This is a genomic window from Plantactinospora sp. CA-290183, from assembly GCF_050936375.1.
GTDB lineage: Bacteria > Actinomycetota > Actinomycetes > Mycobacteriales > Micromonosporaceae > Plantactinospora.
In genome coordinates this window covers 18183-37892 of the sequence record NZ_JBNJMX010000030.1, presented here as the reverse complement: position 1 = coordinate 37892, position 19710 = coordinate 18183, and the positions used below count along the sequence as shown (strand labels likewise).

Sequence of the window (19710 nt, the reverse complement as noted above, 5' to 3'; positions counted from 1 at the left end):
ACGCCTCCGACTCGAGACGCAGCTCGCAAACCCCGCCATGGAGAAACCATGAACTTACTGTGGACGGCAGAGCGGACCGGCTTCGCCGTGTTGCCGACGCCTACGGAGGCGCGCGCTGCTGGTCATACGGCGATGGGGGCTGCTGCCGAAGCCCAGCGAGGATGGCCTATGTACTCTCGCCGCCGTGGCAGGCGCGTCGGCACAGCCGGCATGGCGCCCTCGAGGTCCTGGCCGCGGTGGGTCTGATCCTGCCCGCCGTGCTCGACATCGCGCCGGTTCTGGTGCCGCTGGCCGCCCTCGGCCTGGTGATAGTCATGGTCGGTGCGGCGATCACCCGCTTCCGGCGTCGCGAGACCGCGTACCTGGTGGCGGACCTGGTCTATCTCGCCCTGGCCGGCTTCGTGGCGTGGGGCCGCTTCGGCCCCGAGTCCTTCACCGGGTGACCGGTGCCGCGTCCGATCACCCGTCCTGCCCCGGCCGGTCGGTCCGCGGGAAGCTGACATTCACCAACACGAATGTCTGGGGGTTGGCGGACGACGTCCCCGGGTACATCCGGCGTCGACTCACTGGAACCCCCACCGGGAGGAACGGATGCTCGCCTACATCGCCGCCGCCGTCTTCGGCTTCGCGCTGCTGCTCGACCTCTTCGACTCGGACCTCGGCGCACCCGACCTGTTCAACTTCGAGACCCTCACGCTGATCGGACTGCTCTGCCTGGCGCTCTACCTCGCCGGGGTCGGCCGTGGTCCGGGCGGTGGCGGCGGTGGCCGCTGGTACCGGGGTCGCCGGCCGGGCCGGGGCTGACCCTGCCGGTACACGACCGGCCCGGCTTTCGGTGCATTTCCGGCACGCGGAACCGGGCCGGTAGTGTCTTCGTGATGGAGTCCGACGGTCTGTTCTCTCTGGTCGATCCCGGCGGTGGACGCACCGTATCCGCTGGGAGCGGCGCCGACGGCTTCACCGTACCGTCCGCGGACTCCCCGCTGCCGGTCCGGATGCGCCCGGCCAACCTGGACGAACTCGTGGGGCAGGACCACCTGCTCGCGCCCGGCGCGCCGCTGCGGCAACTCGTGACGGGCCGCGCGCCGATGTCGGTCATCCTCTGGGGGCCGCCGGGCAGCGGTAAGACCACCATCGCCCACCTGGTCGCCGGCGCCACCGAGCGGCGCTTCGTCGCGATGTCGGCTCTCTCCGCCGGGGTCAAGGACGTCCGGGCGGTGATCGAGACGGCCCGCCGCCAGCGCCGGGCCGGCGGTCCGCCCACCGTGCTCTTCATCGACGAGGTGCACCGGTTCAGCAAGACCCAGCAGGACTCGCTGCTGGCCGCGGTCGAGGACCGGACGGTGACGCTGTTGGCGGCGACCACCGAGAACCCGTACTTCTCGGTCATCTCGCCGCTGCTCTCCCGGTGCGTCCTGCTCACGTTGCAGCCGCTGACCGACGACGCGGTCCGTGGGCTGCTGCGCCGCGCGGTCACCGACGAACGCGGGCTGGGCGGTGCCGTCACGCTCGCCCCCGAGGCCGAGGACCACCTGGTACGCCTGGCCGGCGGCGACGTGCGCAAGGCGCTCACCGCCCTGGAGGCCGCGGCGGGCTCCGCGGCGGCCCTCGGCGGGGACCGGATCGACCTCGCCACCGCCGAGCAGGCGGTCGACGTGGCCGCCGTGCGCTACGACCGCGACGGCGACGCGCACTACGACGTGACGAGCGCCTTCATCAAGAGCATGCGGGGTTCCGATGTGGATGCCGCGCTGCACTGGCTGGCCCGGATGCTGGTGGCCGGCGAGGACGCCCGGTTCATCGCCCGGCGCATCGTGATCTTCGCCAGCGAGGATGTCGGCATGGCCGATCCGAGCGCGTTGAGCGTGGCGACCGCCGCCGCCCACGCGGTGGAGTACGTCGGCCTGCCGGAGGCGCAGCTCAACCTCGCCCAGGCAGTGATCCACATGGCCACCGCCCCCAAGTCCAACTCGGCGACGGTGGCGATCGGCGCGGCGATCGGGGACGTACGGGCCGGTCGGGGCGGTGGGGTGCCCCGGGCGCTGCGCGACGCGCACTACTCCGGGGCGCGCGGGCTCGGCCACGGCACCGGCTACCGTTACCCGCACGACGACCACCGGGGCGTGGTCACCCAGCAGTACGCGCCCGACGACCTCGCCGGGGTCGACTACTACCGGCCGAGCGCCCATGGCGCCGAGCGGGCCGTCGCCACCCGACTGCCACTGCTGCGCCGGATCGTCCGGGGGCTGTCCGCTCCGCCCGACACCGGTCCGACGGCCGACCCCGGGCGGGCCGGCGGCACCGGTCGGGCCGGCGACGGTGGGCGTACGGGCGATGGCGGGACGACGGCGGACGGCCGGACAGTGGACGGCAGCGCGCCGGTGAACGGCAGCGTGGCGGCAGACGGTGGCGGGACATCCGCGGGGGAGGATCAGCAGTGAGGCTCGGTTCGGACCGGGGCGAGGACGGCCAGGACGAGCGGCGGGAAGCCCGGGCCAAGGGCCGTCGCTGGGGTCGGGGCAGGTCGGAGGCGCCCGCGCCGGAGGAGCCGGAGGTCAGCGGCGAGGAACTCGGCTGGATCGCCGACCTGCGTACCGCCAAGACGGAGCGCTCGGAGATCGGTCCCGCCGACGCGGTGGCCGCCCTGCCGGAGCGGATGGCCGAACTGGCGGAGCTGGCACCGCCGGAGACCGACGAGCCGCCGCCGCCGGGAGCCGGCCGCGGCGGGCCGGGCGGTCCGGGACCGTTCGCCGGGCCGGGCGGTGCGCCGGGCGGCCCCGGCGCCGGAGCCGCACCGGAGGGCAGGCAGCCCTTCCTGCCACCGGCCGGATCCCCGGTCGACCCCCCGGCGTCGGCGCCCGGACGCTGGCCCGGACCTCCGCCGGTGCCCTCCGGTCCCGCAGCGGACTCCCCGGCCTCCGGGGCGGCCGGGCGCCACGACGACCTCCCGCAGCTGGCCAGGCCGTTCGCCGCGCCCGACCGGTCCGGCCGAGCCGCCGAGCCGGGCACCGATCCCGGCGGCGCGGCGCACCGTCCACGGCACGGCAGCGCGCCGGTCGATCCGGCGCCCCCGTGGAGCCCGGCCGGGACCGCCGCCGACGAGCCCGGACGCCGGGCGGCGGCACCACCACCCCCGAGCGGGCGGTCCGGGCGTTCCGGGGCCACCCCGGTCGGCGACTTCGCCGCGCCCGCCGTACCGACGGCGCCGCCGTCCGCCGGTGGCCGCTTCGCCCGGCCGGCCGAGCCGGACTCCGGCGACATCCTGGTACCTGGTCGGGCAACGCGCCGTCGCTGCCGACCACCCCGACCTCCGGTGCGCCGGCACGCCCGCCCCGCGAGCTGGGCGACCGGCCTGGTCGAGCGCGCCTGACCGGCCCCGCCGTCGAACCGGGCCGTCGGCCGGCCGCCCCGCCGCCGGTGACCCCCGGTGCGCGAGCCGGCGCGCACGCCGCTCCGGACTCCGACGTCGCCCCGCCCCGCCCGGAGGCGAACCGTCCCGCCCGAGCGGCGGACTGGAAGCGCAACGCCCTGGAGGTCGTGCTCGAGCACCCCGCACACCCTGGACGGCGGCCGCGCGAAGCGCCGAGGGGCCCGGCGCCGGTGGCCGGCACGGTGCCGAGGAACTGGCCCGGGGCGTCGGCGGCCATGCCTGGACGCCGAGCCTCGCCGCCTGGCCGCACTGGCGGTCGGCACGAGGTACCGCCGGCCGACGACCTGCCGCCCGGCGTGTCGGCGGCCCGCAACGCCCCGGACGTCGACCGGTGTCCGCCCTGCCGATCCGGCATCGACGGCCTGCTACCGCTGTCGCCGGTCGTACCTGGCGGGCCGGCGCGGTCTCGCCCGCCGCCGGCTCGGCGCGCGGTGCGGTCCTGCTGTCCGCCGCCGGTTCCCGGGCGGTGGTACACCGCCCTCCGGCGCGCCCGGCGCCGCCGCCGCGGCCTGGGGGCGTCGGCAGCGACGTTGCCGCGGACGCCCCGGCGTTCGAGTCCTGGAGATCGGCCCGCCGCTCCCCCGGCCGCCGGCCGGTCCCGGGGTGGACCACCCGGGGCGAGGCCGCCGGCGGAGCCGGACTGCTGGCCCGCCGCTGCCGCGTGCCTGGAGAGCGCGATCTCGACGGCCGGCCATGCCCGGTGGACCTGGGGGATTCGACGAGCTCCCGGGCGGACTGGCGGCTCCGGCCCGGGCCCGGCACGGCTGCCGCGCCGCTGCCGGGACCGCGCGGAACTGTTCCGCCCTGTCCCGGCCCTGCATCAATGCCTTCACCCTGCGTGGTCGGTGGTCTCGCCCGCCTCGGCTCAGTTCCCTGCTCCACCGGGACCGGCTCGGCGCGGCGCGCGCCGGCATGAGCGTCGATGCCGACGGCGGGTACTCGGCGGCGCCGGCGCGGCCGCGGTGCGGCCGGTCAGCGGCGTACGCGGCGGCGGCGCGGTCGGTCCGGCGGAGCGTGGTGTCCGGCCCGAGCAGGCGCCCACCTGGTGGTGCCGGCCGCCTGGCAACTGTTGCCGGGTGACGCTGATGGGCGAGGGCGAGCTGGCGCTGCCGTGGCCACGAGCCGGGTCGGCATGCCGGACGGCGTGACCCCGGTCCCGGCGGGTGCCGTCGACGGCACCGGCCGGGTCGGCGTCGAGGCGCCGGCCGACGGCGAGCTTCGGCCTGGTGCGTGCGTCGCCGGACCTGCGACGCCAGCCCGGCGCGCGCCGAAGACGATCTGCTGTTCCTCGGCGAGCCCTCGTACTCGGTGGCGCACGCCCTACTTCGGCATCCGGGCAGCCACCCGACCCTGCAGTTCGAACTTCGATGCTGGCGGCAACAAGGCCGCCACCGAGACCGTCGACGCGGTGAGCGGCAGCCGGTGGTGCCTGATCGAGTGCCGGTTCCGCGAGCGGACGGTGGAGTCCGAACGGCCCTGGCAGGAGACGGCACAGGCGTACGAGTCCGCCTCGGCAGATGGCCGGCGGCGCCGGCAGTAGCTCTGCCCGAGCAGCCGGTCGAGGACCAGCACTACAGCTGCTGGCGGCGCGACGAGCTGACCCTCGACCTGTGGGTGCGTACGCCGGTCTGTCCGCCCGCGCAGCCCGGGGTCGTACCCTCGGCCGGGCCGGACCCGGGGGCGCAGGCCGCCGGGTGCGAGGGGTCGCTGGTCTCCATCAAGGTCCGCAACGCCATCGCGGACGACCGGACCGGGCCGCGCCCGAGCACCGACCCGTCCCTCACCGGCGAGGACCCGGATCCCGTCTTCACCGACGACCCCCTCGGCGGGACGACCCCCACACCCACCCCGTCGTGAGGCCGACGTTCGTCACCGACGGTAGGGTGACGTGTCGGCGCATCGGTGGGCGTGCCCACCCGACCGCCGATCGGCGTCGGCGTCGGTTCCGCGGGTGAGGGACAGCGCGCCGGGGTAAGCGGTAGCGGCTGTCCGGCTCAACGGTCGCAAGGGCATCGAGACGGCGCGGCCTGTAGCACGGTGCATGGAGGAGGACATCGGGGACGCTGGAGAGATCGTCAGCCTCATCGGACAGATCGCCGCGCTCATCGCGGCCGCGGCGTTCCTGACGCTGGTGCTGGTGCTGGCCAGGCCCATCTGGCGGCTCGGCAGCACGGTCGAGGCCGCGACCCGGGCGATCAACGACCTCAACGAGCGCAGCGCCCCGCTGCTCACCAACATGAACACCACGGTGGCGAACGTGAACACCGCCCTGGGGCAGGTGCACCTCGCTGGACGGGGTCAACATCCAGCTCGCCAAGATCGACACCATGACCGGGCACGCCCAGAACGTCACCGCCAACGTCGCGAACCTCTCCACCGTGATCTCGGCCGCCGCCGCGAACCCCCTGATCAAGGTGGCCGCCTTCGGGTACGGCGTGCGCAAGGCGGCCGCCGCCCGTCGGCACGCCGAGGACGAGCGCGACGTGCGCGCCACCCTGAAGCAGCAGCGCCGGGCGAGCCGACGCGCCGCCCGCTGATCCCGCCCGCGAGAGCGATCCGGTACGCAGGAAGGATGAGGCCATGAAGCGACTGCTCTGGCTGGGCGTCGGCTGCTGCCGGCGCACGTCCGAAGATATCCGGGGCGGTCGTGGCGTACACCCTGGCGGCATTCGCCTACAGCTCGGTGTCGCAATCCGCTGGCGGCCTGGTCCAGGCGCTGAAAGACTTCGCGGACGACGTCCGGGACGGCATGGCCGAGCGGGAACAGCAGATCCACCAGGCTTTCGCCGAGGGTGTGGCATACGACGACCAGTTCGCCGAGCTGCGCGGAGATCCGCGGATCGGCGACGACGAGTTATTTCCGGAGGAAGGCACCAGATGAAGACGGCGGAAGTCAAGCGGCGGTACCTGGCGCACTTCGAGGCCAACGGACACGCCGTGGTGCCGTCCGCTCCGCTGCCGGCGATCGACGACCCGAACCTGCTGTTCGTCAACGCCGGCATGGTGCGCCCGTGCTGTACCGGCCAGGCAGGCGCGCGCCTGCACGGCGGCGGTGTCGGTGCAGAAGTGCATCCGTACCCCGGACATCGACGAGGTGGGCAAGACCTCCCGGCACGGCACGTTCTTCCAGATGAACGGCAACTTCTCCTTCGGCGACTACTTCAAGGAAGGCGCGATCTCGCTCGCCTGGGACCTGGTCACCAAGCCGGTTGCCGAGGGCGGTTTCGGGCTGGACCCGGAGCGGATCTGGCCCACGGTCTACCTGGACGACGACGAGGCGGTGGCGCTCTGGCGGAAGATCGGGGTGCCGAGCGAGCGGATCGTGCGCCGGGGCAAGGCGGACAACTTCTGGTCGATGGGGATCCCGGGGCCGTGCGGGCCCTGCTCGGAGATCTACTACGACCGCGGCCCGGCGTACGGCGCCGAGGGTGGCCCGGCGGTCGACGAGGACCGCTACCTGGAGTTCTGGAACCTCGTCTTCATGCAGTTCGAGCGGGGCCCGGGCACCTCCAAGGAAGACTTCCCGATCCTCGGTGACCTGCCGGCGAAGAACATCGACACCGGCATGGGCCTGGAACGGATGGCCTCGATCCTGCAGGGCGTGGACAACCTGTACGAGATCGACGAGGTGCGGCCGATCCTGGACCGGGCGGCGGAGCTGACCGGCAAGCGGTACGGCGCGCACTCCGGGCACGCGGCGAGCGAGTCGCACCCGGACGACGTACGGCTGCGGGTCGTCGCCGACCACGTCCGGACCGCGCTGATGTTGATCGGCGACGGGGTGACCCCGGCCAACGACGGGCGCGGCTACGTGCTGCGCCGGATCATGCGCCGGGCGATCCGGGCGATGCGGCTGCTGGGCTGGCAGGACCGGGCGCTGCCGGAGCTGCTGCCGGTGGCCCGGGACTGCATGTCCCCGTCGTACCCGGAGCTGGCGGCGGAGTTCGACCGGATCTCCTCGTACGCGTACGCCGAGGAGGACGCGTTCCTCTCCACGCTGCGGGCCGGCACCACGATCCTGGACACCGCGATCGAGCAGACCCGGACGGCGGGTGGCTCCCGGCTCTCCGGGGACAAGGCGTTCCAGCTCCACGACACCTACGGCTTCCCGATCGACCTGACCCTGGAGATCGCGGCGGAGCAGGGCCTGCAGGTCGACCAGGAGGGGTTCCGCCGGCTGATGGCCGACCAGCGGTCCCGGGCCAAGGCCGACGCGCAGGCGCGCAAGACCGGGCACGTCGACCTGTCCGCGTACCGGTCCGTGCTGGACGACGGCGGAGCGGTGCAGTTCACCGGCTACACCGAGGTGTCCCGGGAGTCGGCGGTGCGGGCGCTGCTCGGTGCCGGCGGCGGCCGGGTCGAGGTGGCGACCGAGGGTGACACGGTCGAGCTGGTGCTCGACGCCACCCCGTTCTACGCCGAGGGCGGTGGCCAGCAGCCCGACGTCGGCCTGATCACCGTGGGTGGCGGCCAGGTCGAGGTGCTCGACGTGCAGCAGCCGCTGCCCGGCCTGATCGTGCACCGGGCCCGGGTGGTCCGCGGCGAGGTACGCACCGGCGAGGCCGGTCTGGCCGAGATCGACGTGACGCGGCGGCGGGCGATCTCCCGGTCGCACACCGCGACCCACCTGGTGCACCAGACCATGCGCAACTTCCTCGGCGAGTCGGCCACCCAGGCGGGTTCGCTGAACGCGCCGGGCCGGCTGCGGTTCGACTTCAACACCCCGACCGGGGTGTCGCCGAGCGTGCTGACCGACGTCGAGCAGCAGGTCAACGAGGTGCTCCTGGCCGACCTGGAGGTGCACGCCTTCATCACCTCGCAGGAGGAGGCCCGCCGGCTCGGCGCGATGGCGCTCTTCGGCGAAAAGTACGGCGAGGAGGTGCGGGTCGTCGAGGTCGGCGACTACGCCCGCGAGCTCTGCGGGGGCACCCACGTCGCGCGCTCCGCGCAGCTCGGCCTGGTCAAGATCCTCTCCGAGTCGTCGATCGGCTCCGGGGTGCGCCGGGTCGAGGCGCTGGTCGGCCTCGACGCGTTCCGGTTCCTGGCCAAGGAGCACCTGCTGGTCTCCCGGCTGGCCGAGCTCTACCGGGTGCCGGGCGAGCAGGTCGCCGACCGGGTGGAGCAGACCGTGGCCCAGTTGCGGGACGCCGAGCGGGAGCTGGAGAAGCTCCGCGCCCAGCTGGTGCTGGGCGGCGCGGCGGCGCTCGCCGCGCAGGCCCGGGACGTGCGCGGGGTGGCCTTCGTCGGCACCGAGGCGCCCGAGGGGGCGGCCGGCAACGACGTCCGTACCCTCGCCCAGGAGATCCGTGGCAAGATCGACCCGGCCCGTCCGGCGGTGGTCGCGGTGGCGGCCCGCTCCGGTGGCAAGGCGTCGCTCGTGGTCGCGGTCAACGCCGCGGCCAAGGGCCGGGGCGTCTCCGCGGCGACCCTGGTCAAGGGGGCCCTCTCCGGCCGTGGCGGCGGCAACGCCGACCTGGCGCAGGGCGGCGGCCTGCCGGCGGGCGAGGCACCCAATCTGCTGGGCGCGGTCGAGAAGGCGCTCTCGGAGGCGTGAGTGCCGGTGGCCGGTTCTCCGGGCGGGTGGTCGTGGCTGGATCCCCGGCCACGGCGGTGCCCGCCCGCAACCGGCGTGAGCTGCCCGCCCGGGACCGGCGTGACCTGCCCGGCAGCGGGTCGAGCGGAGGATTCGGATGACCGGGCGCGGCCGTGGCGTGCGGCTCGGCGTGGACGTCGGCCAGGTCCGGGTCGGGGTGGCCCGGTCCGACCCGGACGGCATCCTGGCGACCCCGCTGGTGACGCTCGCCCGGGACCTGCGGGCCGCCGCGCCCGACGCCACGGAACCACCGGTTCCGCAGGATGTCGCGGAGATCGCGCGGCTCGTCGTCGAGTACGAGGCCGTCGAGGTGGTGGTCGGCCTGCCGGTGACCCTCGCCGGTGCGCACGGGCTGGCGGCGACCCAGGTGAGCGCGTACGCGCGGCGGTTGGCCGAGGTCGTCGCCCCGGTTCCGGTGGAACTGGCGGACGAGAGGATGTCGACCGTCGTGGCTTCTCGTAGGCTGTCCGAGCGGGGCGTCCGAGGACGGCGCCAACGGGCGGTGGTCGATCAGGCGGCCGCGGTGGAGATTCTGCAGAGCTGGCTGGACAGGCAGCGGAGGCGGACAGGATGATCGACGAGTTGGAGCTCGCGTTCGACGAGCGTGCCGAAAAGGGGCGGCACACGCGGCGCGCACAACGGAAACGCAACAAGCAGAAGCGCGGTGGGCGCGGCCGGACGGTGGTCGCGCTGCTGATGACGTTCCTGCTGCTCGGTGTGCTGGGTGGCGGTGTCTGGTACGGCTTCGACCGGGTCCAGGGCTACTTCCTCACGCCGGACTACGACGGTGGCGGCAAGGGCGAGGTCCAGGTCGAGGTCGAGGCCGGGCAGAGCATCGCCGAGATCGCCAACACCCTGGTCGCCGCCGGGGTGGTGAAGAGCACCAAGGCGTTCATCGAGGCCGCCGACGCGAACTCGCGGAGCCAGAACATCCAGCCGGGCCTCTACAAGGTCCGCAAGGAGATGAACGCCGAGTCGGCGCTGGGGCTGCTGCTCGACCTGAAGAACAAGGTGACGAACCAGTTCACCATCCCGGAGGGGCGCACCGCGAAGGCGATCTTCGGGCTCCTCTCCAAGCAGATGAAGATCCCGGTCAAGGAGTTCGAGACCGCGGCGAAGGACCCGGAGGCGCTGGGCGTACCGGACTGGTGGTTCAACCGCAAGGACAACCAGCCGGTCAAGAAGTCGATCGAGGGCTTCCTCTTCCCGGACACCTACGAGATCAACCCGAACGCGACCGCGGAGAGCGTCCTCAAGGACATGGTGCAGCGCTTCCTCGACGTCACCACGGAGATCGACTTCGTGAAGACGGTCGAGGCCAAGCGCGGCGGGATCAGCCCGTACGAGGCGCTGATCGTGGCGTCGCTGGCGCAGGCCGAGGCGGGCAACGCCGAGGACCTGGGCAAGATCGCCCGGGTGGCCTACAACCGGGCCTACGGCGACGTGCTGCACTGCGAGAACGGCAACGGGCTGATGAACTGTCTGGAGTTCGACGTTGGGGTCAACTACTACTGGGAGTTGACCGGCCAGAAGACCAAGGCGTCCAGGAGCATGACCGACGCCGAGCTCTTCGACAAGGACAACCCGTACCGGATGCACGGCAAGGCCGGGCTGACCCCCACTCCGATCAACAACCCCGGCAAGCAGGCCCTGGAGGGCGCGGCGGACCCGCCGCCGGGGAAGTGGCTCTTCTTCGTGGCGATCGACAAGGAGGGGCACTCGGAGTTCGCCGAGACGAACGAGGAGCACGACCGCAACGTCCAGAAGGCGCGCGAGAACGGCATCCTCTGAGGTGGCCCCGGAACGCCGGGCGGCGGTGCTGGGCAAGCCGATCGCCCACTCGCTCTCCCCGGTCATCCACAACGCCGGATACGCGGCCGCCGGGCTGACCGGCTGGTCGTACCGGGCGGTCGAGTGTGCCGAGGCCGAGCTGCCCGACCGGGTGGCCGGCCTCGGCCCGGAGTGGGCCGGGCTGTCCCTCACCATGCCGCTCAAGGAGGCGGCGCTCGCGGTGGCCACCGAGGTCTCCCCGGTCGCCGCCGCCGTCGGTGCGGCCAACACCCTGGTACACCGGCCGGACGGCTCCTGGGCCGCCGACAACACCGACGTGCCCGGGATGGTCGACGTGCTGACCGCCGCCGGCGTGCGTGAGGGTGCCGAGGTGCTGCTGCTCGGTGCCGGCGGCACGGCGCGGGCCGCGCTGGCCGCCGCGGTGCGGCTGGGGGCGACCCGGGTCACCTGTCGGGTACGGCGGCGCCCGGCCGGCGAGGAACTGGCCGTGCTGGCCGGGACGCTCGGCATCCGGTTCGAGGTCGAGGACTGGGTCGATCCGGGCGACCCGGTCGGGGCGGACGTGCTCGTCTCCACCGTGCCGAAGGGTGCGGCCGACGTGTTCGCGGCGGCGCGCTGGCGTACCGGGACGGTGGTCTTCGACGTCGTCTACGACCCGTGGCCGACGCCGCTCGCGGCCGGCGCGGCGGCGGCCGGTTGCCGGGTCGTGTCCGGGCTCGACCTGCTGCTGGCCCAGGCGGTCGGCCAGTTCGAGCAGTTCACCGGCGTCGCCGCTCCGGCGGCGATGCGGGCCGCGCTGGCCGAGGCGCGCGGCGGGGCCTGACCGGCTCCGATCCGTGAGGTCAGGCGACGCCGACGTTCCGCTCGGCCCACTCGGCCACGTTTCTGGCCAGCCTCGGGGCGCCGATGCGCTGGTAGATCTGACCGGCCTCGCGCAGCGTCTGCTCGGCCTGCCCCCGGTCACCGAGCCGCATCGCGCAGCGGCCCATCCCCTCGTACGACTGCGCCTCCTCGCGTGGGTTACCGGCTCGCCAGGCCAACCCCAGGGCCCGTCGATGGTGCTCCAGAGCCCGCGAGGGTTGGTCGCGGGCCAGCAGCGACTGGCCGAGTTGGTTGTGTGCCTGCGCCTCGACGAGCGGATGGTCGATACGCCGGGCGATGGCCAGTGCCTTGTGGTGGGCCGCGGCGGCGGCCTGATGGCGACCGGCGAGCCGGGCGAGCACGCCCAGTTGATTGATCGCGTCCGCCTGACCGACCTGGTAGCCCAACTCGCGGTAGAGACTCAGCGCCTGGCTGAGCGCGCGTTCGGCGGCGGCGTGGTCGTTGCGGGCGCGATGGACCGTGTTCAGGTAGTTGAGCGCGTTGGCCTGCCCCAAGCGGTAGCCGAGACTGCGGTGGATCGGCAGCGCCTCGGTCAGCACCGGTTCCGCGGTGGAATGCTCGCCGATCTCGCACAGCGCGATGCCGAGGCAGTTCAGCGCGCGGGCCTCGCCGTACCGGTCACCGAGGGCCCGATAGCTCTCCAGAGCCTGCCGGTGGGCGTCGATGGCTGCCGGATAGTCGCTGACCACCTGCTGTGCGAGACCGAGGTGGTTGAGGGTGTCCGCCTCTCCGTGCAGGTCACCCAGCTTCCGATAGAGGGACAGGGCCCGCTGCTGTGCCGCCAGGGCCGCTGTGCGGTCATCGGCGAGATGCCGCACCACTGCCAGTTCGCCCAGGGCACTGGCCTGTCCGTGCAGGTCGCCCAGGTCCTCGTACAGGCCCAGTGCCGTTTCGAGGTCGGCGGCGGCGTCCGCGTGGTCCCCGGTGTGGCGGCGCAGACCGGCCCGCTCGGTGAGGACGTCGGCGGTGCCGCCCACGAGGTCGAGCTGCTGGTGGAGGTCGAGGGCCTGCCAGAGCGCATCGGCCGCCGGCCCGTAGTTGCCACAGGCCCGGTGGATGGTCCCGAGCTGGTGCAGGATGTCGGCCTGAGCCGGCCGGTCACCGGCCTCTCGCGCGGCGGTGGCAGCGGTCTCGTACAGGTGGATCGCGTCGTCCCACGGGCCGTTCTGCCGCAGATAGGGGGCAACCGCGGCGGCGAAGGTGATGACCCGCCGGTTTCCCGCATCGATCGAGAGCAGACGGGTGCAGGCGAGGAGGTTTCCGCGTTCGGCGTCCCTCCACTGGAGGGCCTGGGCCCGGGTACGGAGCTCCGGCAGTGCGGTCGAGGGCGGCACGGCGATGTCGGCCGGCCGCCGGCCGGGGCGCGAGAGACGGCGGTTGGCGGCGTGGGCGGCGTACCGGTAGTAGTCCAGAACTCGATTGACGGCCTCTGTCTGGTCCGGGATCGGATCGTTGTGGACCCGGTCCCGGGCGTATTCGCCGATGAGATCGTGCATCCGGTACCGGCCCCGGACCGGCTGGTCGAGCAGATGGTGGTGATACAGGGCGTCAAGTTGCCGTTGCGCCTTCGCCGTCGACGTGGCGTCCAGGGCGGCGGCGGCATAGCGATCCAGGTCGGCTCCCGGATGCAGTCCCAGACGGCGGAAGAACCGCCTCATGCCGGCCGGCAGCAGTTGGTATGACAGGTCGAAGGCGGCCGCGACGGCGACGTCCTCGGCGCGCATCTGGGTGAGCCGGTCGCTCGCGTGCGCCAGCTCCCGCACCAGGTCGGCAACCCGCCACTGCGGTTCCGGCCGAAGCTTCGCCGCCAGCAGGCAGATCGCCAACGGGAGGCAACCGCAGAGCCGTACCAGATCGTCGATCGCGGCCGCCTCACCCCCGTCGACCGGCCGGCCGGCCATGGTGGTGAACAGCGCGGCGGCGTGCTCCGGGGAGAGCGTGCCCAGTGGGAGCGCCATGGCGGCGTGACAGGCGCTCAGCCCGGTCAGCCGGCGCCGGCTGGTTACCAAGACCAGACAGCCCGCCGCGCCGGGCAGCAGGGCTTCGACCTGTTCTCGCCCGGCGGCGTTGTCCAGGATGACCAGTGCCCGACGGCCCGCCATCCGACCGCGCCACAGTGCGGCCCGGGCATCGAGGTCGGAGGGGATCTGTCCGGGATCCACCCCGTCGGCGGACAGGAGGGCAAACAGCGCGTCGGCGGGCCGGACCGGCCCCTGTCCGGCGCTGTGCGCGTGCAGGTCGACGAAGAACTGGCCGCCCGGGAACCGTGGTGCCAGCAGGTGGCCGGCGTGCACGGCCAGAGCCGTCTTGCCGATCCCGGGCATGCCGTCGATCGCGTGCACCGGAATCAGGGTGCCGCCCTCCGGCGCTCCGACCGTTTCGAGCAGGCTGCGCAGTTCGTCGTCGCGACCGGTGAAACCGGCGGTGTCCCGGGGCAGGGTGTTGCTGACCGCTACCGGGGCCGTCCCTGGCCGGTCCAGGATGTACTGATCACCAGCTGCCTGGTAGACCCGATTGCTGCTGCGGGCCTGGAGATTGCGGTCCACGTTCGCAGGCGGTCGTTCCGGGCCCGGGACATCGCCGGCCGCAGGCTCGGGCGCCGGTGGTCGGGGCCGCGCGCCACGCCGCGGTCCGCTGTCGGTCGAGGTCATAATGATCGCCTCGCCGGTGTGGGTACAGGCGGGTGAATGCCATTGGTGTGCACGTCCGGACGGTGCGCGGACATCTCGACAGCTGTGCTCACGGGACCCCCTGAGGATGCGGTGTTTCCCCGACCATAAGGACGCAGGACAATATGCGAAGGATCTTTCGGGCGTCATGGTCGACTGGTCTATAGTGATCTCGAAACGCATTCTTGTTTCTTGATAATGCCGCGTACCAGTGTTTTCGGCCAGGCTCTGCATGGCGCCGAACATCAACAGTGAGCGCGTCGGCGCCGTAAATTCATCAAATTCGCTCATCTTCTCTCCCGCGATGTGGACGGCTCTTGTGTCGGGCACTTTGGCTCATTACGCATCTTGCGCAATCGCTTCCGCGTCGGCCGGGGTTGTGGTCGTCGACCTCGTAGGCTGGGAGTTTCGGTGTGTCAGGATGCCGGGGGTGACGGATGACTGATCCGGTGATCGTGGCGGTGGCGGCGGCCCTCGCGACGAAGGTCGCGGAGGGCATGTCGGAGGGCGGGAGGGCGGCTTTCGCGGCCCTGTCGCGGCTCGTCCGGCGTAAACTGCGCGGTGACCCGGATGCGGAACGGACACTGGACGACGCCCTAGCGCACTCGGACGACCAGGTGCGGGCAGGCCGGTTGGCGGTGCTGCTGGCCGACGTGGCGGCGCGTGATCCGGGGTTCGCTGAGGAGTTGGGCGAACTGTGGCGGGAAGTGCGTGACGAACGGGTCGCCGTCGTCGGTGCGGACAACGTCGTCAACCAGGTGACCGGTGCCGTCACCGGCACGGTGGTGCAGGCGCGCGACGTGACCGGTGGCATCTCCTTCGGCCCAACGGCCCCGGCTGGCTCACGCCGCGCGGGGTGACCGGGTGACCGGAGCCGCCTTTCCTTGACGGTCGTCGATATCGTTGATCCAGTCACGGTGGCCGCGGCTCGGGGAACGGCCGGCGGAGTGGGGTGGGTACGCACCATGTCGGTGGCCAGTGGAAGTGGTGAGGTCAGAAACGTCCTGCACGGCACCGCCGCCGGGCCGACGGTGCAGGCGGCCAGGATCGACGGGGGCGTCCACTTCCACCATCGCGACGAGACGGTTCTTCCGGTGCCCCGACAGCTTCCGGCGCCACCGGCTCACTTCGTCGGCCGCGAAGCTGAGCTAGCCGAAATCGACCGGTTGCTGGCCGGGACCCGGGCGGGACCGGGGCTGATCGTGGTCACCGGAGCTGGTGGGATCGGCAAGTCCGCCCTCGCGCTGCGCTGGGCGCAGCGCGTCGCGCCGGAGTTTCCCGACGGTCAGCTCTACGCGGACCTCGGCGCCTTCGATCCCGCCGGCCCGGTGGCCCCTGGCGAGGTGCTCGGCCGGGCGCTGCGATCGTTGGGTGTCTCCCCGCACCGCGTTCCGGCCGAGACCGCGGAGCAGGCGGCGATGTTCCGGTCGATGACGGCGGACAAGAAACTGCTCCTGTGCTGGGACAGCGCTCTCTCTGCGGGTCAACTCCGTCCGCTGCTACCCACCTCGGCCCGTTCCGTCGTCCTGGTCACGACGCGGTGGCGGCTGAGCGGCCTGGTGGGCGAGGGTGCCCGGTTCCTGACCGTGGAGCCCTTGCCGGAGCAGGCAGCGACCGAGCTGTTGAGCAGGGCCGTGGGCAGCGACCGGGTCGACCGGGACCCGATCTCGACGGCCGCCTTGGTGCGCCTCTGCGCCGGGTTCCCGGTTGCCCTGGCCGTGACCGCGGCCCGCCTGGCGATACGTCCCCGCTGGCCGATCAGCCGCCTGGTCACCGAACTGACGGCGGAGCATCGACGGCTGCGCGTTCTCGGCGGGTGGGAGGAGGTCTCGGTGCAGGGGGCGTTCGACCTGTCATACCAGAAGCTCGCCGGACCGGTCGGACAGTGTTACCGGCTGCTCGGTCTGCACCCGGGGCCGGAGTTCGGAGCCGAGGTGGTGGCCGCCGGACTCGACACGAACCGGGAAGAGACGGCCCGGCTGTTGGACACGCTGCTGGAGGCGAACCTCCTCAACGAGGTGGCCGACGACCGGTTCCGCCTGCACGACCTGGTACGGCTGCACGCCCGGCAGCACGCGCTGGCCGACCCCAACCATCCGGCGCTGCGTCGGCGCATCCTCGACTGGTATCTCGCGGGTGCTTCCGCCGCGGACCGGCTGCTGACCCCCTACCGGCGTCGCGACCGGGACAATCCCTTCGCCGGTCCCGACAACGACCTCGTGGTGCTCGCCGACCCTGAGGAGGCATTGGGCTGGCTGGAGCGGGAGCGGGTGAACCTCGTCGCCGCCGTCCAGGACGCCGCACCGGACCTACCGCTCGTGGCCTGGCAGATCGCGGACGCGATCTGGGCTCTGTTCCACCTCCGCCGGTACCACCAGGACCGGATGCGGGTGGACGGGGTGGCCACGGAGTGCGCCCGGCGGATGGGTGACCGCGACCGGGAGGCTCGGATGCTGCGGCGCTGGGCCTTCGGACACTTCGACCTGGCGCGGTTCGACGAGGCGCGGGAGCTGTTCGAGCGCTGCCAGCGCATCTGCGCGGAGATCGACGACCGGTACGGCACGGCGTCGGCCGCCGAGGGACTCGGCATGGTCGCCCTGGCGCAGCACCGCCATCCGGAGGCGGCGGCGTGCTTCGAACGCCAGCTGCGGCTGTGCCGGGAACTGGGCGAGCACCGGCGAACCGGCCTGGCGCTGCTGAACCTCGCCTCGGTCGAGAACGAGTCGGGGCGGCACCGGGAGGCGCTGTCCCACCTGGACGAGGCGGCGACCGTCTTCGCCGGTCTCGGCGGCGTCGACCGGTACAACGACGCCCGGCTGCGGATCGAACTGGGCCGCGCGCTGGGCCAGGCGGGCGAACCCGGCGGGGCCCGGGAGACCCTGACCCGGGCGCTCGCGGAGATGCGTCGACTGGATGCCCCGCGCGGACAGGCCCAGGCCCTGCACCGGCTCGGCGAACTCGCCCTGTCACAGCGGGAGTTCGCCGAGGCCCGTGCCCACCTCAACCACGCCCTGGGCATCTACCGGGAGCTGGACGACACCGAGGTCGAACAGGTGCGTCGGCTAGTCGACCTGCTTCCACCGGCCCAGACCGATCCTTACCGGATGCCGTGACCGCAGCCTGGCCAGCTCCGCCGCACTGAGCAGGACCGACGTCGGCTCGCGGTGCCCGATGCGCCACCCGGCGAACACCGCCGCATCGGCGAGCGCCTCGATCGGGTTGCCGGTCCCGAGCCAGTTGTGCAGGAACGCGGCGAAGAGGCTGTCGCCCGCGCTGGAGGTGTTCCGGACGCCCAGCGGTGCCACCGCGGCGGCGGTGACCAACGTCCCGTCCCGCAGACCGAGCACACTGCCCTGGGACCCGCACCCGACGGCGGCGATGGCGGCTCCCGGATAGCGGCGGAGTACCGTGGCGATCCACTGCGGCGCGGGGCAGGGCAGCTTCTCCCCACTGCAGAAGATGATGTCCGCGACTTCGAGCCAGGGCTGGTAGTAGGGCTCGTTGATGTCGGCGATCACGTTCATGTCGACCGCGATCGGCACACCCTGGAGCACCGCGGCCGGCAACAACGGCCGCACGAAGTCGACGGCGGCGAGTACGGCGAGGTCTGCGCCGGCCAGAGCCTCCGCGAAACGCGATTCCGGGTAGCGCACCGCGTTGACCACGGTCAGATGCGGATAGACCATGCGTCTGCCGTCCGGGGCAACCAGCACCACGGTCTGTGAGGAGGAGGCTCCGCCGACCACGCCGGGGCCGTCCAGCCCCGTGGCCCGGAGTTGTTGCCGCACCAGGACTCCGGCCTGGTCCTCCCCGACCACGGTATGGAGGCTGACGTCGTCGCCCAGGTGGCGCAGGATGGTCGCGATCTGCGCGCCGGCGCCGCCGAGGCCGGTGCCGATCCAGCCCGGGGTGGCGACCGGCGCGTACCGGAGCGGGAAGCCGTCGACTGCGAGATGGACCGCCAGGCTCGCCACTCCGGCCACCACAATTCTGCTACCCATCGCCGCCGCCCCTCACCACTCGACCAACACGGGCGGCGGAACGGGCGCGGCGACGGGTTCCGCGGAGGGCTCGGGCAGCCTCAGCAGCCGGTACATCTCCGCGCGGAGTAGGCGCGCCGCCGCACCCGGCGCGGAGGTCACGGCCCGGCCAATGGTTTGGCCGGCTGGCCGCATCCGCATCGCGTCGTCCAACTGCGCCGGGAGCGGCCGCCCCGGCGTGAACACCGGCACCAGTTGGGCGAGCAGTTCGGTGGCCGAACCGGGGGCCGTGAAGCCGGTCGGACCGGCGGAGCGCAGCACCGGCACCCGGGCGGCCGCCGCATAGGTGGTCGCCGAACCATGGTCGCCGACGACCACGTCAGCGGCCGCCACCAGTCCCCGCCAGCTCGTCGGCTCCACCACCCGCAGTCCCGACCCCCGATGCTCGCGCAGCCAACTCAGTACCTGGCGCGGGCCGTGTCCGTGCCAGAGGGCGGGGTGGACGGCGAGTCGCACGGCGTACGCGTCCTCCGGCAACTCGGCCAGCAGGTCGAACAACGTCCGCCACGAGCGGCCCAGCAGCGAGTCAGGTCCCCAGGTCGAACTCAGGGCTACGACAGTGCGGTCGTCGGCGACGCCGAGGGCGTGCCGGTACGCGGTGCGGCGCGGTGTGCTCGCGGTCAGTCGGTCGAGGCACAGGTCGCCGACCACCTTCGCGATCGGAACCGCTTGGGGACACTGACGGGTCAACACCGACAGAAGGTCCCGATGCGACAGCGCGACCGTCGCGGGAAACAGCCGGCCGTACCAGGTCAACCAGGGCGCCGCCAGCCCGACCACCAGTCCGCTCCCGGGGCCGCCGAGGTTGGCGGGGGCGAGCTTGTTGTTCATCACCCCGTGTGCCAGCATCAGCACCGGTCCGTGCAACTCGGGCACCCCCGCGCAGTCGGCCGCCACCACAAGATCAAAATCCGTCTCCGTGGCCTGCTGCCAGGGGATCACCACCGCGCCGAGGGCGCGAAGATGCTCGTCGACGCCGTTGCGGAACACGTCGGGTGCCTGGGTGAACACCACCTGGATCCGGCGGTCGCACTCGATCAGCTCGATCGCATCGAGCACGTGGCCGATGCTGGCCACGGTGTGTGCGACCGCCAGTACGGTTCGCCGCGTTGCCGTCGTTCTCCAGTTCCCGGCGCCCTTGCCGACCGGGACCGATAACCACTCTCGGGCCATCACCGCACCTCGCCTCACATCCGGTGGACAACGAGCTCCGAGACTGTCGGGCGACCCCGGACGTGGATGCGGACGGCAGTCCGGACGCGAGTGCGGGCACAGCCGGGACCGCGCAGCTCAGCCGGGCGGAAA

General features: G+C 72.8%; 12 protein-coding genes and 4 pseudogenes. 13 read left to right on the top strand and 3 right to left on the bottom strand.

Annotation, left to right across the window (positions count from 1 at the left end):
- Positions 1–161 precede the first annotated feature (161 nt).
- The 11 genes and pseudogenes from ACQEUR_RS23565 to ACQEUR_RS23515 all read left to right on the top strand — a co-directional run bounded on the left by ACQEUR_RS23565 (position 162) and on the right by ACQEUR_RS23515 (position 11637).
- Complete coding sequence (locus ACQEUR_RS23565; protein ID WP_433034962.1) at positions 162–443, top strand: DoxX family protein; 282 nt, start codon at positions 162–164, stop codon at positions 441–443.
- Positions 444–591: 148 nt separating this feature from the next.
- Positions 592–804 (top strand): hypothetical protein, encoded by a 213-nt coding sequence (locus ACQEUR_RS23560; RefSeq protein WP_433034959.1) that lies wholly within the window; start codon positions 592–594, stop codon positions 802–804.
- Between the two features lie 74 nt (positions 805–878).
- Positions 879–2441, top strand: a complete 1563-nt coding sequence (locus tag ACQEUR_RS23555; RefSeq protein WP_433034956.1) for a replication-associated recombination protein A — start codon at positions 879–881, stop codon at positions 2439–2441.
- Positions 2438–3370 carry a hypothetical protein gene (locus tag ACQEUR_RS23550; RefSeq protein ID WP_433034953.1) on the top strand — a complete coding sequence of 311 codons (933 nt, stop codon included), beginning with the start codon at positions 2438–2440 and terminating at the stop codon, positions 3368–3370. The genes ACQEUR_RS23555 and ACQEUR_RS23550 overlap by 4 nt, the downstream gene beginning before the upstream one ends.
- A 1286-nt stretch (positions 3371–4656) precedes the next feature.
- Positions 4657–5287: pseudogene (locus ACQEUR_RS23545) on the top strand (hypothetical protein).
- Between the two features lie 184 nt (positions 5288–5471).
- Positions 5472–5967 (top strand): annotated as a pseudogene (locus tag ACQEUR_RS23540) (DUF948 domain-containing protein).
- Positions 5968–6010: 43 nt separating this feature from the next.
- Positions 6011–6311 (top strand): annotated as a pseudogene (locus ACQEUR_RS23535) (hypothetical protein).
- Positions 6308–8984: pseudogene (alaS, locus tag ACQEUR_RS23530) on the top strand (alanine--tRNA ligase). The pseudogenes ACQEUR_RS23535 and alaS overlap by 4 nt, the downstream one beginning before the upstream one ends.
- A gap of 136 nt (positions 8985–9120) precedes the next feature.
- Entirely contained in the window at positions 9121–9597 is a 477-nt protein-coding gene (gene ruvX, locus ACQEUR_RS23525; protein ID WP_433034950.1) for a Holliday junction resolvase RuvX, read from the top strand.
- Positions 9594–10814, top strand: coding sequence for an endolytic transglycosylase MltG (mltG, locus tag ACQEUR_RS23520; RefSeq protein WP_433034947.1), 1221 nt, complete (start codon positions 9594–9596; stop codon positions 10812–10814). The genes ruvX and mltG overlap by 4 nt, the downstream gene beginning before the upstream one ends.
- Before the next feature lies 1 nt (position 10815).
- A complete protein-coding gene (locus tag ACQEUR_RS23515) occupies positions 10816–11637 on the top strand; it encodes a shikimate dehydrogenase (protein ID WP_433034944.1) in 822 nt (273 codons plus the stop codon).
- Between the two features lie 19 nt (positions 11638–11656).
- Here the strand turns inward: ACQEUR_RS23515 and ACQEUR_RS23510 are convergent, their stop codons facing one another.
- Positions 11657–14242 (bottom strand): ATP-binding protein, encoded by a 2586-nt coding sequence (locus ACQEUR_RS23510; protein ID WP_433034941.1) that lies wholly within the window; start codon positions 14240–14242, stop codon positions 11657–11659.
- A 572-nt stretch (positions 14243–14814) separates the two neighbouring features.
- On the opposite strand from ACQEUR_RS23510, the gene ACQEUR_RS23505 reads away from it, so the two are divergent.
- Entirely contained in the window at positions 14815–15225 is a 411-nt protein-coding gene (locus ACQEUR_RS23505; protein WP_433034938.1) for a hypothetical protein, read from the top strand.
- 111 nt (positions 15226–15336) lie between these two features.
- Entirely contained in the window at positions 15337–17478 is a 2142-nt protein-coding gene (locus ACQEUR_RS23500) for a tetratricopeptide repeat protein (RefSeq protein WP_433034935.1), read from the top strand.
- On the opposite strand, the gene ACQEUR_RS23495 is transcribed toward ACQEUR_RS23500, so the two are convergent.
- Together ACQEUR_RS23495 and ACQEUR_RS23490 are read right to left on the bottom strand one after the other, a co-directional pair.
- Entirely contained in the window at positions 17428–18366 is a 939-nt protein-coding gene (locus ACQEUR_RS23495) for a carbohydrate kinase family protein (protein WP_433034932.1), read from the bottom strand. The genes ACQEUR_RS23500 and ACQEUR_RS23495 overlap by 51 nt on opposite strands.
- Before the next feature lie 12 nt (positions 18367–18378).
- On the bottom strand, positions 18379–19464 hold the full coding sequence (locus ACQEUR_RS23490; RefSeq protein WP_433034929.1) for a hypothetical protein: 1086 nt from the start codon (positions 19462–19464) through the stop codon (positions 18379–18381).
- Positions 19465–19710: the final 246 nt, after the last annotated feature.